Origin of the sequence: Clostridium rhizosphaerae (assembly GCF_016765585.1) — a bacterium.
Classification (GTDB): domain Bacteria; phylum Bacillota; class Clostridia; order Clostridiales; family Clostridiaceae; genus Clostridium_AT; species Clostridium_AT rhizosphaerae.
Genome location: NZ_JAESWC010000002.1, coordinates 911426 through 927548, shown reverse-complemented (window position 1 = coordinate 927548; position 16123 = coordinate 911426). Strand labels below are relative to the sequence as shown.

The 16123-nt window shown below is 33.3% G+C and carries 12 protein-coding genes; 10 read left to right on the top strand and 2 right to left on the bottom strand.

Features of this window, described 5'->3' with window-relative positions; translation table 11 throughout:
* Together JK636_RS07530 and JK636_RS07525 are read left to right on the top strand one after the other, a co-directional pair.
* Nucleotides 1-2952, top strand: a complete 2952-nt coding sequence (locus tag JK636_RS07530; RefSeq protein ID WP_476727379.1) for a DEAD/DEAH box helicase — start codon at nt 1-3, stop codon at nt 2950-2952.
* Nucleotides 2953-3204: 252 nt separating this feature from the next.
* Entirely contained in the window at nt 3205-4719 is a 1515-nt protein-coding gene (locus JK636_RS07525) for a sensor histidine kinase (RefSeq protein WP_202748212.1), read from the top strand.
* Between the two features lie 45 nt (nt 4720-4764).
* On the opposite strand, the gene JK636_RS07520 is transcribed toward JK636_RS07525, so the two are convergent.
* Nucleotides 4765-6195 carry a glycoside hydrolase family 1 protein gene (locus JK636_RS07520; protein WP_202748211.1) on the bottom strand — a complete coding sequence of 477 codons (1431 nt, stop codon included), beginning with the start codon at nt 6193-6195 and terminating at the stop codon, nt 4765-4767.
* A gap of 203 nt (nt 6196-6398) precedes the next feature.
* On the opposite strand from JK636_RS07520, the gene JK636_RS07515 reads away from it, so the two are divergent.
* A complete protein-coding gene (locus tag JK636_RS07515; protein WP_202748210.1) occupies nt 6399-6587 on the top strand; it encodes a PspC domain-containing protein in 189 nt (62 codons plus the stop codon).
* Nucleotides 6588-6659: 72 nt separating this feature from the next.
* Here JK636_RS07515 and JK636_RS07510 read toward each other — a convergent pair whose 3' ends face one another.
* On the bottom strand, nt 6660-7394 hold the full coding sequence (locus tag JK636_RS07510) for a GntR family transcriptional regulator (protein WP_202748209.1): 735 nt from the start codon (nt 7392-7394) through the stop codon (nt 6660-6662).
* Nucleotides 7395-7809: 415 nt separating this feature from the next.
* Between JK636_RS07510 and udp the strand changes: the two genes are divergently transcribed.
* The 7 genes from udp to JK636_RS07475 all read left to right on the top strand — a co-directional run bounded on the left by udp (nt 7810) and on the right by JK636_RS07475 (nt 15886).
* Nucleotides 7810-8583 (top strand): uridine phosphorylase, encoded by a 774-nt coding sequence (gene udp / locus JK636_RS07505; protein WP_202748208.1) that lies wholly within the window; start codon nt 7810-7812, stop codon nt 8581-8583.
* Nucleotides 8584-8622: 39 nt separating this feature from the next.
* Complete coding sequence (locus JK636_RS07500; protein ID WP_202748207.1) at nt 8623-9813, top strand: phosphopentomutase; 1191 nt, start codon at nt 8623-8625, stop codon at nt 9811-9813.
* Nucleotides 9814-9837: 24 nt separating this feature from the next.
* Complete coding sequence (locus JK636_RS07495; protein WP_202748206.1) at nt 9838-10512, top strand: YczE/YyaS/YitT family protein; 675 nt, start codon at nt 9838-9840, stop codon at nt 10510-10512.
* 236 nt (nt 10513-10748) lie between these two features.
* Entirely contained in the window at nt 10749-11459 is a 711-nt protein-coding gene (deoD, locus tag JK636_RS07490; RefSeq protein ID WP_202748205.1) for a purine-nucleoside phosphorylase, read from the top strand.
* A 294-nt stretch (nt 11460-11753) separates the two neighbouring features.
* Complete coding sequence (gene fsa, locus JK636_RS07485) at nt 11754-12401, top strand: fructose-6-phosphate aldolase (RefSeq protein WP_202748204.1); 648 nt, start codon at nt 11754-11756, stop codon at nt 12399-12401.
* 325 nt (nt 12402-12726) lie between these two features.
* Nucleotides 12727-14055, top strand: coding sequence for a serpin family protein (locus JK636_RS07480; protein ID WP_202748203.1), 1329 nt, complete (start codon nt 12727-12729; stop codon nt 14053-14055).
* Nucleotides 14056-14149: 94 nt separating this feature from the next.
* Nucleotides 14150-15886, top strand: coding sequence for a S41 family peptidase (locus JK636_RS07475; RefSeq protein ID WP_202748202.1), 1737 nt, complete (start codon nt 14150-14152; stop codon nt 15884-15886).
* The last annotated feature ends 237 nt before the right edge of the window (nt 15887-16123 follow it).

The window sequence follows — 16123 nt, the reverse complement described above, 5'->3', positions numbered from 1 at the left end:
ATGGATTCTAAAATGAATCTTATAGAATTAAAATCTATAGTGCTGAAATCTGCTTCAAGTGCTATGAAAAGAGAAGGAGAGAATGCTTTTAAAAAGGGATTGGTTACTTATTTTAAGGGCAGAAAAATAGATAATATCTATCACATATACGGAAGAGTTAAAGATGAAAGTACTCGTAGGGAGCTTAATACTCATATTAAAATAAATCTTCAAAAGAAAAAGCTAGAAAGTATTGAATGCAGCTGCGACGAATTTAAAGAATTTTCCTTAAAGGGCTATACATTTATGTGCAGCCATCTAACTGCTTCAGCCTATAAATTTTTCAACCTGCTTTCAAAGGGCAAGGATGACATAAGTGAAGAGGCAGAAAGTAAAGCTTCAAGTGAAGAGAAAAAAATAGATAACACTGGAGGTTTAAAGCTTACACGAAAAACTGATAAAGACTCTGAATATTATGAAGTGCTAGAGGGGTATGGAAGCGAAAAACGAATACTTCAGCCCAGCGAGCTTAGAACCTTCTTAGAAAGTATTAAAACAGATAAAATTAAATTTAAATATGATTATATAGAATTTACAACTCCTATTTTTCATAAGGATATCCCTGTAACTTTCAATTTAAAAGAGGATAGCGGACGCATAATTTTAACTACTCACAAAAAGCTGCCTATTTACCTAAATTCAAGTAATGATGTTTTTTACTATAAAAACGAGCTATATCTTCCCTCAAAAAAACAGATTGACAGCTATATGCCGCTATATGAAAAATTAAAGAGCAATGGTGCAATTGCTTATAAAAAAGATATAGATAACTACAATAAGCTCATTTTTCTTTTAAATAAAATTACAAAAAACATCAATATTGCTGAGAACCTAAAAAATTTTGCAGCTAAGCTTTTAAAAATAGAATTCTTTGTATACGAAGAAAAAGGAAAAGTTTATGCTGATATATTTCTAAACTACGGCATCAGGAAAATTAATATTCTGGACGAAATAAAGGGGACAGACAGCTCTATAAGAGATTTTAAGAGAGAAGAAAGACTCCTTATGGAAATTGAAAAATATAGCTTTGTAATAAGTAAAAAAAGGTTCATGTTTACAGGTACAGATGAAGAGCTATTTAATATTTTAGCAGGAAGAACAAGTACTATACATTCTTTAGGAAAAGTTGTTTTAGGCAAAGGTCTTAAAGAAAGACAAATATATGGTTCATCCTCAATTAAAGCAGACTTATATGAGCAGGAAGACTTTTATAACTTTTCTTACAGTATTGGAAATATTGAAAGAGCTGAACTTAGAAGTGCCTTTGAAAAATATGAGGCAAAAGCAAAATTTTATAAAACAAAAAACAATGATTTTATAGATTTTGAAGATGATGGAGTAAGAAGTTTTTTCAATTTGTTTGACGTTTTAGATATAAATAAAGCTGTAGAGCAAGGAGAAACTGAGCTAACAAGAGATAAAGCTTTATACTTATTAGAGGCCATACATAATAAAGGATTAGATTTCATAAATGGTTTTGAGGCTCTGGAGAAAATAGAAAGCATGCTAAATAATTTAAACAGCATAGAAATAGATTTTCCTAAAAATTTCAATGGTACTCTTAGAGAATATCAGATTAAAGGATTTAAATGGCTTAAGACTTTAAGTGAGTTAGGCTTTGGAGGTATACTTGCAGATGAGATGGGGCTTGGAAAAACAATCCAAACTATAGCCTTTATTTTGTCTGAAGAAGATAAGAAGTTTCTTATAGTCTGTCCAACCTCACTTATATTCAACTGGAAAGAGGAGATAGAGAAATTTGCTAAAGGCCTTAAAGTTTTAATAATGCATGGCTCAGAAAGAACAGAATCAGCAGAAGACATAAATGAATATGATGTCATCTTAACTACTTATGGAACTCTTCGAATGGATATAGATTTTTATAAGGGTTTTGTTTTTGATTTTTTCATTATTGATGAGGCTCAAAACATAAAAAATGCCTCAGCGCAAAATACCCAGGTTGTAAAGGAAATCAAGGCTAAGACAAAATTTGCACTAACAGGAACTCCTATGGAAAACAACCTTGCAGAGCTTTGGTCCATATTCGATTTTATAATGCCTGGATATTTGTATTCAAAGCAAAGATTTGAAGAAAAATTTATTTTAAAGTATCAGGACAATTTGGAAAGCCTCAAACTTTTAATAAAGCCATTTGTGTTAAGAAGAACTAAAAAAGAAGTAATAAAAGAGCTTCCAGACAAGATAGAAAAGAAGCTTTTAATTGAAATGACGGCCGCTCAAAAGGCTGTTTACAGCACATACATTAAAAGTGTAAGAGAACTTGTTAAGAATTCAGACAGCAAAATCGAGATATTCTCCTATTTAACAAAGCTTAGGCAGCTTTGCCTTGATCCTTCTCTAATAATAGAAGATTATGAAGGAGGAAGCGGAAAATTAGAAATGGCAATAGAGCTTATTAAGGACCATATCGAATCTGAGGGGAAAGTGCTTTTATTCTCTCAATTCACTTCAGTTTTAGATAAATTGGGTGAAAGTTTAAAGGAAGAAGGTATTGAATTCTTTTATATAGATGGAAAAACCAAACCTAAGGACAGAATACAGCGGGTTAAGGATTTTAACAGCAGTAAAGATATTAATGTATTTCTAATTTCCTTAAAAGCCGGGGGTACTGGTTTAAATTTGACTTCGGCAAATTTAGTAATTCATTTTGATCCGTGGTGGAATCCAGCTGTAGAAGCTCAGGCATCGGATAGAGCTCATAGAATTGGACAAAAAAACTTGGTAGAGGTAATTAAGCTTGTCGCAAGAGGAACTATAGAAGAAAAAATCGTAAAGCTTCAGGAAGATAAAAAGGAACTTATCGACAAAGTCTTAACAGAGAGCCTTGAAAACAGCGGTTTGATGAACAGTCTGACTAAAGAACAATTGGCTCAGCTTTTTATTAGGGACTAAATATTTTCAACCAGCGAATCTATATTGATAAAATAAGAATTTTATAAAAATATGACTTGATTTTGCTAAGAAAATGCTAGTATTGTAAAAAATTTAAAGTATATATGAAATTATAGAGGATTTTTGTTATTATTATCGAAATATTTAGATAAAAGGATTCAACTATAAATTTACAGACAATAAAGTCAGTAAAGATTTGATGTTTGTATTGTTTATATATAATTATCATATTACTTTAAAGATGGTGATTTAATGTTTGGAAATGTACCATTAATTAAATTAAATTCTAAAAATAGTGAAATAAAGAAGATACCGATAGAGTATAAGGAAGAATTACAGCTGCAGCTTCTTAAAAGTAATCTGCAAAAAGAAGCTGTTCTTAGTTTTATGTTTTTGCTCATTGGTACTTTTTTGCCTGGAATGCGCTTTATATCAAAGTTTTGGAATATTGACAGGAATATATATTGCTATTTTTTCTATTTGCATATGGCACTTTTGATAGCTCCTTTTGCTTTTTTAGCTGCACTATTCTTTGTGAGAAATGATATAGCATCAAATATTAAGCTTTGTAAATGGATGCACAGAATTATATGCTTTTTCCTATTAGCCTTTTGTGCCATAATATCAATCCAAAATAGAAATATTGACAGATTGCCTTTTCCGTATCTAATAATAATGTTTTATATAACATTTGTAATTTTTCTTGATAAAAAAGAAAGGTATTTTGTTTATATTATTTCATATATGATTTACATTATCGGATGCGTTGTGCTTGGAGCTGACATTTACCATTCTATTCGCAATGCACTGCTGATTACGTTTCTTATTATTATGGCACTAAAAGTTTCTAATATTAATTACTGCTCTTTTGCAACCGACTTCATAAACAATAAATTAATACTCGATAAAAACAAAGAACTTGATAAGCTGTTAAAGCAGCGTACAAAAGAATTAAATGAAACCATGGAATATGAAAAGCTCAGAGCTGCCTTTTTTGCAAACATATCACATGAACTTAGAACACCTCTTAATGTTATTTTTTCTGCTGAACAGATGATTGATTTGACAATAAACGGTGAGATACGTAATTATGGCAAAGAAGACATAAAAAAGTATTCTAAGCTTATCAAACAAAACTGCTACAGACTAATACGGCTGGTTGCAAATTTAATTGATATTACAAAAATAGATGCGGGGTATTTTCAGGTAAACTTAGAAAACTCCGATATTATAAAAGTAGTTGAAGATATAACCTTATCTGTTGCAGCCTTTGCAGAGCAAAGAGATTTAATCTTAGTATTTGATACGGAAATTGAAGAATTAACTATCGCCTGCGATCCTGATAAAATAGAAAGAATAATGTTGAATCTATTGTCCAATGCAGTTAAATTTACTCCTAAAGGCGGAAGTATTTTTGTAAATATATACGAGAAAGCTGACAGCATAAGCATAGTTGTAAAGGATACTGGAATAGGAATACCTGAAAATATGAGGCAGTCTATTTTTGAAAGATTTGTCCAGGTGGATAGAAGCATTTCAAGAAATCAAGAAGGAAGCGGCATCGGACTTTCCCTTGTTAAGTCGTTGGTAGATTTGCATGGAGGTACTATAAGCCTTGTAAGTGAAGAAGGAAAGGGGAGCAAGTTTACTATTGAACTTCCAAAGAGAACAGTAGATAAAAATGCAGAAGTACAGGACGGAGCTTTCATAGATGTAAAGCAAAATGTAGAAAAAATAGAGATAGAGTTTTCAGATATATATGAGTAAATATTAAAACACCTCTCTAAATCACGGGAAGGTGTTTTCTATTGTTTATCTATAATTATAAATTAAACTCTTACCATTTGTTCTGATTACTTCTTTATACCAGTAAAAGCTCTTTTTCCTATACCTTTCAAGAGTACCTGTTCCGTCATCATTACGATCCACATAAATAAAGCCATAACGTTTCTTAAGTTCTGCAGTTGTTGCGCTGACAAGATCGATACATCCCCATGTAGTATAGCCCATTATTTCTACACCGTCTTTTATTGCTTCAGCCACTTCAACTAAATGATTATTAAGATACTTGATCCTATAATCATCAATTACTGTTTTATTACCACTTTCATCTGTTACCAACTCATCAACAGCCCCTAAACCATTTTCAACAATAAATAATGGTTTTTGATATCGGTCATAGAAAAGATTAAGAATATACCTTAACCCTTGAGGATCTATCTGCCATCCCCAATCAGAAGCTTTAAGGTATGGATTTGCAACACCTGAAATTATATTGCCTGCTGCATTTGAAGCTTTCTTTTTTTCTGTATCTGCGGTTGCGCAGGAGCTCATATAGTAGCTGAAGGAAACAAAATCCACAGTATTTTTAAGTATTTCTTTATCTTCAGGTTCCATATGTATTTTAATATTGCTTTCTTTAAAATATCTGTCCATATATTTAGGATAAGCACCTCTTGCCTGAACATCTGCAAAATATAGAATTTCTCTATCCTGTTTCATAGATTCAAATACATCACTAGGATTAGGTGTCAATGGATAATTAGGTACACCAAGAATCATACATCCAATTTTTGAATCAGGCATAATTTTATGTCCAATTTTGACTGCCAAGGCGCTTGCTACTAATTCATGATGAATTGCCTGGTATAAATCCTGCTTTGTTAACTTTTCCTTATCTGTAAATATTCCTCCGCTCATATAGGGGGCGTGCAATACTGAATTTATTTCATTAAAGGTAAGCCAGTATTTTACCTTATCCTTGTATCTATTAAAAATTACATTCACATAATTTTCAAAAAAACCAATCAGTTTACGATTTACCCATCCATCATAATTTTTAGAGAGAGCAAGAGGAGTCTCGTAGTGAGAGATTGTAACAAGAGGTTCAATGCCGTATTTTAAGCATTCATCAAATAAGTTATCGTAAAACTCCAACCCCTTTTCATTGGGCTTTTCATCGTCACCATTTGGAAATATACGAGACCAGGCAATAGAGGTTCTAAAAGTTTTAAAACCCATCTCAGCAAAAAGTTTAATATCCTCTTTATATCGATGGTAAAAATCAATACCTATTAACTTTAGATTATCTTCAGTTGGTTTTTCTGTAATGGGGCCTCTTAGTCCTTTTGGAGCTATATCCTGTATCGATAACCCTTTGCCATCTTCGTTATATGCTCCCTCGCATTGGTTAGCCGCCACTGCACCGCCCCATAAAAAACCTTCAGGAAAACTATATTCCATATAAAAATCCTCCTTGAGAATCATGTATTTATTTATATAACCATAGTATAAGCATATATTAATTAGTAATTCCTAAATAAGAATGATAAAAAGCTTTGCTTAAGGTTAAAATTAGACATCAGGCTTTAAATAAATTCTTTTTTAGTTACTAAAAACCGTCTGGAAAGCATAATAATAACTATGATTATTGGCGGGGGTAAAACATGGAAAAGAAATTGTACAGATCAAATTCTAACAGAATGATTGCAGGTGTATGCAGCGGACTAGCAGAATATCTTGACTTCGATGCTTCTATAATACGTATACTATGGGCTCTATCAGTACTGCTTCTTGGTACTGGATTACTTATTTATATTGTATGTGCAATAATAATTCCCAATAAACCTTATTAAATATTTATGTGGTCAAAAAACCAGGCTGTCTCAAACACTGAGGATTTTAAAGTGTTTAAAGACAGCCTGGTTCTATTTTTTTTGATGAAATTCAATGGAACTGGATTTTATCGGTAAATAATGCTTGTTGTGAACCATAGGAAATTCTGAGTCTTCGTACATAGTTTCTTGTATTAGATAAAACTGATTTTCTGATGAAATTGGAGAAAACTTTGCTGATATATTTCCGGCAGTTGAATATTTAACTTCAACTAATACATTGCTGCATATTTCGTAAATTTCCTTTTCTACGAATTCTAGTACTTTAGGATGATCATTTAAATCTATATTAAATTTTGAAATGGTCTCAATTGGAAATATAGTAAAGGAGTAAGCAGCAGGATTTCCTTGATATGTATACCATCTATCTATAACAACAACAGCAGCAGTCTTTCTCCCCAGGGTTTCATTCATATAATCTGAGGAAGGTTCTATGCGCAGCTGCATTTTAACGTCATCAATTTTATCAGCAGAACATTTGTATACTGGATGCCCAATTGCTTCTAAACCAATAGGCTTATCTGAATGTGATTTTATTATAAAATTTCCTTTGCCTCTTATGTTTTTAACCAATCCGTCATCCTGAAGCAGGGCAAGTGCCTGCCTTAAAGTTGATCTGCTGACTCCAAGCATTTTCGATAGGTCAGGCTCAGAGGGCAATCTGCTCCCTTCAGGAAAATTACCTTCCTTTATCATTTTAAAAAGCTGATTATACACAGTTAAAAATTTAAATTCCTTTTCTTTTTCGATGATATTAAATTTATCCATAAAAATAACACCTTTCTGGTATGTATAGGTTTATCTAGACAAGTATATCGAGTAAATCGCTAATATTCAATAAAAATTTTGCTAATACTAATTATAGCTGTAATTTTGAAGTTAGACAATAAAATACTAAATATAGCTTCATAGCAGCTATAAAAATGCTTGTTTAAATTATAGGTTTAGCGGCTTTTTGCAGCAATGAAATGCTTTAAATTAAAAGCGAGTCTCAAAGGGCAAAATACGACTAAAATAGGCTGAAATAGGCTGAAAAAACTTGACAGAGAATTATAGGCATGATAAACTTTTGTACAGACAATAATACAAGTTAACGGACAAGTTAAAAAGATGTCTGTTTTTATGCTAGATATGTAAACGTATAATGAAAAGAATTTAAATGAGAATTTATGGAGGGGATAATATGATTTATTCACAAGGTTCAGGAAAACAATATCATATTAATGTGGGAGAAGGGGCAGTAGGAAAGTACGTTATACTTCCAGGAGATCCAAAGAGATGTGAAAAGATAGCAGCACACTTTGACGATCCAAAGTTAATTGCAGACAGTAGAGAATATGTTACATATACCGGGTATTTAGATGGGGTTAAAGTAAGTGTTACATCTACAGGAATAGGCGGACCGTCAGCTTCAATAGCCCTAGAAGAACTGGTTAATTGCGGAGCGGATACTTTCATCAGAGTAGGCACATGCGGCGGAATGGATATAGATGTTAAAGGCGGAGATGTAGTTGTAGCTACGGGGGCTATTAGAATGGAAGGTACAAGCAAGGAATATGCACCAATAGAATTCCCAGCAGTAGCAAACTTTGAAGTAGCAAACTCATTAGTAGATTCCTGCAAAACTTTAAATAAGAATTATCATGTTGGCGTAGTTCAATGCAAAGATTCCTTTTATGGACAGCACTCTCCAGAAATAAAACCAGTAAGCTATGAATTAATGGATAAGTGGAATGCATGGCTGAGATTAGGAACACTTGCTTCTGAAATGGAGTCAGCTGCTTTATTTGTAGTAGGAAGCTATTTAAAGGTAAGAGTTGGATCAGTATTTTTAGTAGTTGCTAATCAGGAACGTGAAAAAGCGGGACTAGAAAATATACAAGTGCATGATACTGAAACAGCAATAGAAGTTGCAGTACAAGCAATTAGAAATTTGATAAAAAATGACAGGAAATAGTTGGTTAATATAATGGCAAGAATTTAAAGGAGAGTAAGAATGAAGAAATATAAAAGAATTTTTACAATAGTAATAGATTCCCTTGGAGTGGGAGAAATGAATGATTCAAAAGAATATGGAGATATAGGAGTAGATACTCTAGGACATATTTCAGAATCAGTAGAAAGCTTTAAAATTCCTAACCTTCAAAGAGTAGGATTAGCTAATCTGCATCCAATAAAGCATGTAGAGGCAGTAGAAAAACCTTTAGCGCATTTTATGAAAATGAAAGAAGCAAGTGTAGGTAAGGATACAATGACTGGTCATTGGGAAATGATGGGCTTAAAGATTGAAACTCCATTTCAAACTTTTACAGAAACAGGCTTTCCAGATGAACTTTTGGAGGAACTAAAGAAGAGAACCGGGCATGGCATAGTAGGAAACAAGAGTGCCAGCGGTACAGAGATTTTAGATGAATTCGGCGAACACCAAATGAAAACTGGAGACATGATTGTATATACTTCAGCAGATTCAGTGCTTCAGATATGCGGACATGAAGAAACTTTCGGCCTTGAAGAACTTTATCGCTGCTGCGAGATTGCAAGAGAATTAACCTTCAAAGATGAATGGAAGGTTGGAAGAGTTATAGCAAGACCATATTTAGGAGCAAAGAAGGGTGAGTTTAAGCGTACAAGTAATAGACACGATTATGCCTTAAAGCCATACGGACAAACTACTCTAACTGCACTAAAAGACAATGGCTTTGATGTAATATCTGTTGGAAAGATAAGGGACATATACGACGGTGAAGGTATAACTGAAAGTTATAAATCAAAGAGTTCTGTTCATGGTATGGAACAAACCTTGGAGATAATGGATAAAGATTTTAAAGGACTATGTTTTGTTAACTTAGTTGATTTTGATGCTCTATGGGGACATAGAAGAAATCCTATAGGCTATGCTGAAGAGTTAGAAAAATTTGATGTAAATTTAGGTAAAGTACTAGATAAGTTAAAGGAAGATGATTTGCTCATAATTACTGCAGACCATGGAAATGATCCGACTTATACAGGTACTGACCATACAAGAGAATTTGTTCCTTTCTTAGCATATTCACCATCCATGACTCAAAATGGACTGATGGAAACAAGTAATTGCTTTGCAGCTATTGGGGCTACTATATCAGATAATTTTAGTATTGAAATGCCTGAAAATACAATTGGTGAATCAGTATTAGAAAAGCTTGTTTAATAAGTGAGTAGAAAGGTATAGATAATGGACAACACAATTAGTAAGTTTAAAAACAAATCCTATGAAACTCTGCTAAGGAAGCTGCCCATAGCATTAGCAGGAGTTATCCTAGTAGGTTTTGGGCTGGCATTTAATTCAGCCGGAAGGCTAGGAAACGACCCTGTTGCAGTTTTATATGATGGAGTCCGCAGTATACTCGGCTTTCCAATAGAGAAGCTTGGACTGGTAACGAACATGGTAAACGTAGTTTTTCTTGCCATAGTACTTATCTTTAATCGCAAATATATAAATATAGGAACATTTATTTATGCACTGCCGCTTGGAAACTTCATAAGTTTAGGATTTAAGCTTCATGATGTACTTAATATTCCGGGAACAATGGGAGGAAGAATATTAACTTCTTTTCTTGGGTGTACAATGTTGTTTTTAGGTGTTGGCATCTTTATAGCAATGAATATTGGAATGGATCCGGTTACAGGCGTAACTATGATTGTCAGAGATAAAATGAGACGCCAATATAAAGTAGCAAAAGTAATGTGCGATATTATATCTTTGGCTGTAGGATTTTCCTTTGGAGGAAAAGTAGGAGCTGTTACAGTTATTGCGGCCCTTATAGCTGGACCTATTATACAAAAGGTATCAGAGACTTTTGACAAAACAGTTCTTAAAAAAATTAATTTAAGCAAATTAGCTGCTTAACTATGGAATTAAGGCTGCCTAAAATGCCTTAAACCTACCGCGTGTTATTTGCACCCTAGGAAACCTTCGTTGCAAATAACACGCTAAGTTTAGGCATTTTATTCAGCATTGTTCCATGATTAATATATAGACATTAAGGAGGTTAAAGCCCTAAATGGACTTTAACGAGCAATTAGCAAGCGGGAGCGAGCAATCTTTAATTGCTCAGTGCTTCCGACTAAAAGGAGGAATTTACAATGAGTACACCAACTCCACACATTGGAGCTAAAGCAGGAGAAATAGCAAAAACAGTATTAATGCCGGGAGACCCACTGAGAGCAAAATTTATTGCAGAAACTTTTCTAGAAGACGTGGTTCAGTTTAATTCAGTAAGAAACATGTTTGGATATACAGGAACCTACAGAGGAAAACGCATCTCTGTAATGGGCGGCGGAATGGGAATGCCATCTATCGGTATCTATTCCTATGAATTATTTAATTTTTACGGTGTAGATAATATTATCCGTATTGGAACTGCAGGAAGCATGAATGAAAATGTCAAGGTACGTGATGTTGTTATCGCTTTAGGAGCATCTACAAATTCAAACTATGCTGCGCAGTATTGCCTACCTGGAACCTTTGCACCAATTGCAAGCTTTGATTTAGCAAGCGCTGCAGCTGCGGTAGCAAAAGAGAAAAATATAAACGCTGTAGTAGGAAACATATTATCCTCTGACACTTTCTACTGTGCAGATCAAACTGCAACAGAAAAGTGGATAAGCATGGGAATCTTAGCGGTAGAAATGGAAGCGGCTGCACTTTACATGAATGCTGCACAAGCTAAGAAAAGTGCATTATGCTTACTTACAATTTCAGACAGCCTTATAACTGGTGAATCGCTTTCAGCTGAAGAGAGACAGCTAAGTTTTACAGACATGATGGAAATTGCACTTGAAATAGCAGAATAATTTATTTATCTAACTTTATAGTTAATTTTGGAGAAGACGTAACAAACAGTATATTAAAAGCTTTAAATGTAGATATTACTGTTATTATAGATTTAGCAGCAGTTATATTTGGTAAATGGACTCCTTATGGAGCTTATGGATCACGTTAATTAATGTAGAATTAAGAATGATGGGGGAAATTCAGCTTATAGCTGAATTTCTTGTTAATACTGCATATTGAATAGAGCGCATATGAGTATTAAAATGGTATTAGATATAAGTTTTGTAATTAAATAAAGAAAGGAAGGTAAAAAAATGAGATTTTTTCTAGATACAGCTAATATAGAACATATAAGAGAAGCTAATGAAATGGGGGTAATATGCGGGGTTACTACAAATCCTTCCCTAGTTGCAAAAGAAGGAAGAGACTTTAATGAAGTTCTAAACGAAATTACTCAAATAGTAGACGGACCAATAAGCGGAGAAGTTATAAGCGAAGATGCTCAAGGAATGATAAAAGAAGGAAGAGAAATCGCTAAAATTCATAAAAATATGATCGTAAAAATTCCAATGACAGGCGAAGGACTTAAAGCATGTAAGGTTCTATCCAAAGAAGGAATTAAGACAAATGTAACTTTGATTTTTTCGGCGCCACAAGCTTTACTTGCAGCTAATGCAGGAGCAACTTATGTAAGCCCATTTTTAGGCAGACTAGATGATATTTCAATGGATGGAATGGATTTAGTCAGAACAATTGCAGATATATTTGCTATTCACGGAATAAATACACAAATAATTGCAGCAAGCGTAAGAAACCCAATTCACGTTATTGAAGCAGCTAAGGCAGGAGCAGATATAGCAACTATTCCTTACAGCTTAGTTATGCAAATGCTAAAGCATCCTCTAACAGATCAAGGCCTTGCAAAATTCAAGGCAGATTGGGCAGCAGCTTTTGGAAAATAACGTTGTTCAAAGCGCAGTAAAGCTATATAGAAAGTATTAATAATCTTTACATTGAGCTGTCCTAAAATGTCCAATCTTCAAGGACTTATGGGACAGCTCAATGTAATTAGATTATTACTTTCTATATAGTTAGAAAATAATTTGTATAAGTTTTCTATTTATGTAACACAAAAGGTCGGGCAGATTCTAGAGTTTCTAGGTCTGCCTGGCTTTTTACTTTTTAATTGTAAATCTTTGGTGTTAGAAATATAATATAAATAGACTCATAACAATAATTGTAAAGTTTACAATATATTATATTTTATGATGTGAAGGGGATGGAAATATGAGAAAATTAGCAGCTCTAGTTTCAGTATTTATGCTTTTTAGCGGAATTGCTGGCTGTGGTAGAGCAAAAACAACCAATACAACAGATATATCAAGTAAACCAGATACAACAGATACTGCTCAGAAATATTCTGTTGCAGAAAACCCTATGTATCCTAAAAGTATGGCTTTCGATGATTATGATGGACGTATTTCAGTTATGAAAGACAACAAACTTGAAGACAGTTTTTCAAATGCACTAAAAGATTTTACCTATAAATCAACTTCTGAAATATTGAAGAATAAGACAAATAACATTACTTATTCACCTGTAAGTCTTTATATGGCTCTCTCACTTGCAGGCACAGGAGCAGGAGGAAGTACTCAAAAGGAAATTTTTTCAGTGCTTGGAGCGGAAAACAATAAAGCTGATTATATCAGTAATGAAAATTCAAAGCTTTTTAGACTTTTATATTCTGATAATGAAATAGGAAAGATTAAAATAGCAAATTCAGTGTGGCTTGATAAAGACAAGAAATTTAAGAAAAGTTTTTTAGACACAGCAGTAAAAGATTTTTATTCATCCGTATACAACCTTGATTTTGAAGATAAAACTTCCTCTAAACTTATGGAGGATTGGATTTCTAAAAATACAAATGGTGTTATTTCACCAAAAATAAGCTTGGACAAGAATCAGATTATGTCCATTCTAAACACTATTTATTACAAGGATCAATGGATGGATAAATTCGATGATAAAGCAACTAAAACAGATACCTTTTATTTAAAGAATGGACAAGAGCTTAAATGCGATTTTATGAACAGTACCTATGCAACTCATAGTTTTACTAGAGGAGAGGGCTTTACAAGCTCAGCTTTAAGTTTAAAAAACAATGGGAGCCTGCTTTTTATTCTGCCTGACAAGGGTGTAAGTATAGACAGCCTGCTGCAGTCACCTGAAAAAGCGGCAAAGCTCTTTGATGAACAAAGCAATGTTAATGGAAAGGTAATTTTTCAAATACCGAAGTTTTCCTATGGAAGCAGTCTTGATCTTAAAGAAGCTTTAAACAACCTTGGAATAAAAGAGGCTTTTAAAGATAATGCAGACTTCTCAGGAATTACAGAGGGGAAAGCCTTTATTTCCAATATAAAGCAGGAAAGCCATATAGCCATTGACGAAAAAGGGGTAGAGGCTGCTGCATTTACGCAAATAGATTATGCCGGCTCAGCTGCTCCAAAGCCAGAAAAAGCAGAAATGATTTTAAACAGACCGTTTATCTTTGCTATAAAAGTTAATCGCGATAATATTTTGTTTGTTGGGATAGTTAATAATCCAAAGGAAAAATAAAATATACACCAAAACATTATAAATGCGAGACTGATAAATCATATATCTTATTAGGATTTATTGTTACAAATAAATTTGGAGGATAAAAACGAATATGGGGGGACAAATAAAAGAAAATCGAAAAAGTGTGTGGATTAAAAGAATCTTATTAATTAGTATAATTGCCTTCTTTGTATTAGTAAGCTTCTTTAGGGCAAAAAGTGAAGGGGCTTTCGAGGATATTTTCCATAAGAAAAGCGGTATTAAAATTGAGAGCATAAATGATAATCAGATTAGAGATTTAAGCAAGCTGTGCAAAGTATGGGGCTTTGTTAAATATTATCATCCCAAAGTTATAGATTCCTCTGTAAATTGGGATTTTGAATTATTTAAAGTTATACCGGAAGTTATGGAAGCAAAGGACTCAGAAGAAACTGATAAGATTTTATACAGCTGGATTAGTAAGCTTGGAGAAGTAAAAGAAGGCTCTGAAAGCAGCAGCAAAGATATTATGCTGGCTCCGGATATAGAGTGGATTAAAGACAGTAATTATGTCAGTAAGGATTTAAGCGATTTATTAATTAGGCTATCAAAGACATATATTTCTGAGAGAAATAAAGGATATGTCAGCTTTGATAAAGATTCACCCTATGCAAGCTTTAAAAATGAAAAGTCTTACCCTAACATGACTTATGATGATGAAGGATATAAGCTGCTCAGTCTGTTTAGATATTGGAATATAATTGAGTACTATTATCCTTATAGGGAGGTAATTAGTGAAGACTGGAATAAAGTTTTGGCAGAATTTATACCTAAGTTTATTGAAACTAAGGATTCCTTATCCTATAAGCTTGCTGTTTCTGAATTGACAACTAAAATCCATGATTCACACGTTAATGTTACGGATAAAAGAAACGAGCTTTATAGATACTTTGGATTTAACGCGGTGCCTGTAAAGTTTCAATTAATTGAAGATAAGGTTGTTATAACAGAAATAATAGAAAAGTATTCTGCAGGCTGCAAGGTGCAAAAAGGAGATATTGTATCAAAAATCAATGACAAAGATATATTTGATGTCATAAAAGAAAAAGCTAAATATAAATCAACCTCCAATGACAGGGAGATTGTAAAAGATTTGTTTGTTTATTTGTTTAGTACAAACGAGGGTAGTTTAAATCTTACTTTAGAGAGAAACGGTAAGGAGATAAGAGAAAATGTTACGTGCTACAGCTTAACAAATATGTTTTCAGGAACAGATCAGTCCCACAGGCTTGTGGAAGGAAATATAGGATATATAAATCCTGGTGCACTGGCAAAAGGTGAGATAGACAAAATTATGAGTGAGTTTAAGGATACAAAAGGACTCATTGTAGATTTAAGAAATTATCCGTCGGATCCCATAATGTATACTCTAGGGCGTTATCTTATGCCTCAAAAGTCTGCCTTTGCAAAGGTAGCTGTAGCAAATCCTTCTGTGCCCGGAGAATTTATATATTCGGATAACCTGGAGGTTGGAGAGAATAATTCGGATTTTTATAAAGGAAAAGTTATTATAATCATCAATGAATACAGCCAAAGTCAGGCAGAATTCACCACAATGGCTTTAAGAAAGGCACCTAATGCACAGGTCATTGGAAGCGACTCAGCTGGTGCAGATGGCAACATAGTTACATTCAGCCTTCCTGGAGGTATAAGCACAGTTTTCTCAGGAATTGGAGTCTATTATCCTGATAAATCGGAAACTCAAAGGGTAGGTGTAAAGCCTGATATTTACGTGAAACCTACAATAAATGGGATAAAAGCGGGAAGAGATGAGCTTGTGGAAAAGGCCATAGAGCTTATTAAAAAGTAGGATAAGTCCTTTTGAAATAAATATATGCATACAGCAGGTTCATCTGGGCCTGCTTTTTTTATGCTATAGGGTTTTAAGTTCAACTAATAACTTATACATGCTCAAAAAGTGTTGAAGAATCACTATTTTGAGACATGTATAAGTTAAGTTTCACAAATAAAACCCAATGGTTAATTGTGTAAAAAAGCAATTGACAACTATATCATTTATTGATATATTATATTTAATGATATATCA

Excerpts from the sequence above, each read along its gene's own strand:
- JK636_RS07530 (WP_476727379.1), top strand. The coding sequence starts at position 1 with ATGGATTCTAAAATGAATCTTATAGAATTAAAATCTATAGTGCTGAAA.
- JK636_RS07525 (WP_202748212.1), top strand. The coding sequence starts at position 3,205 with ATGTTTGGAAATGTACCATTAATTAAATTAAATTCTAAAAATAGTGAA.
- JK636_RS07520 (WP_202748211.1), bottom strand. The coding sequence starts at position 6,195 with ATGGAATATAGTTTTCCTGAAGGTTTTTTATGGGGCGGTGCAGTGGCG.
- JK636_RS07515 (WP_202748210.1), top strand. The coding sequence starts at position 6,399 with ATGGAAAAGAAATTGTACAGATCAAATTCTAACAGAATGATTGCAGGT.
- JK636_RS07510 (WP_202748209.1), bottom strand. The coding sequence starts at position 7,394 with ATGGATAAATTTAATATCATCGAAAAAGAAAAGGAATTTAAATTTTTA.
- udp (WP_202748208.1), top strand. The coding sequence starts at position 7,810 with ATGATTTATTCACAAGGTTCAGGAAAACAATATCATATTAATGTGGGA.
- JK636_RS07500 (WP_202748207.1), top strand. The coding sequence starts at position 8,623 with ATGAAGAAATATAAAAGAATTTTTACAATAGTAATAGATTCCCTTGGA.
- JK636_RS07495 (WP_202748206.1), top strand. The coding sequence starts at position 9,838 with ATGGACAACACAATTAGTAAGTTTAAAAACAAATCCTATGAAACTCTG.
- deoD (WP_202748205.1), top strand. The coding sequence starts at position 10,749 with ATGAGTACACCAACTCCACACATTGGAGCTAAAGCAGGAGAAATAGCA.
- fsa (WP_202748204.1), top strand. The coding sequence starts at position 11,754 with ATGAGATTTTTTCTAGATACAGCTAATATAGAACATATAAGAGAAGCT.
- JK636_RS07480 (WP_202748203.1), top strand. The coding sequence starts at position 12,727 with ATGAGAAAATTAGCAGCTCTAGTTTCAGTATTTATGCTTTTTAGCGGA.
- JK636_RS07475 (WP_202748202.1), top strand. The coding sequence starts at position 14,150 with ATGGGGGGACAAATAAAAGAAAATCGAAAAAGTGTGTGGATTAAAAGA.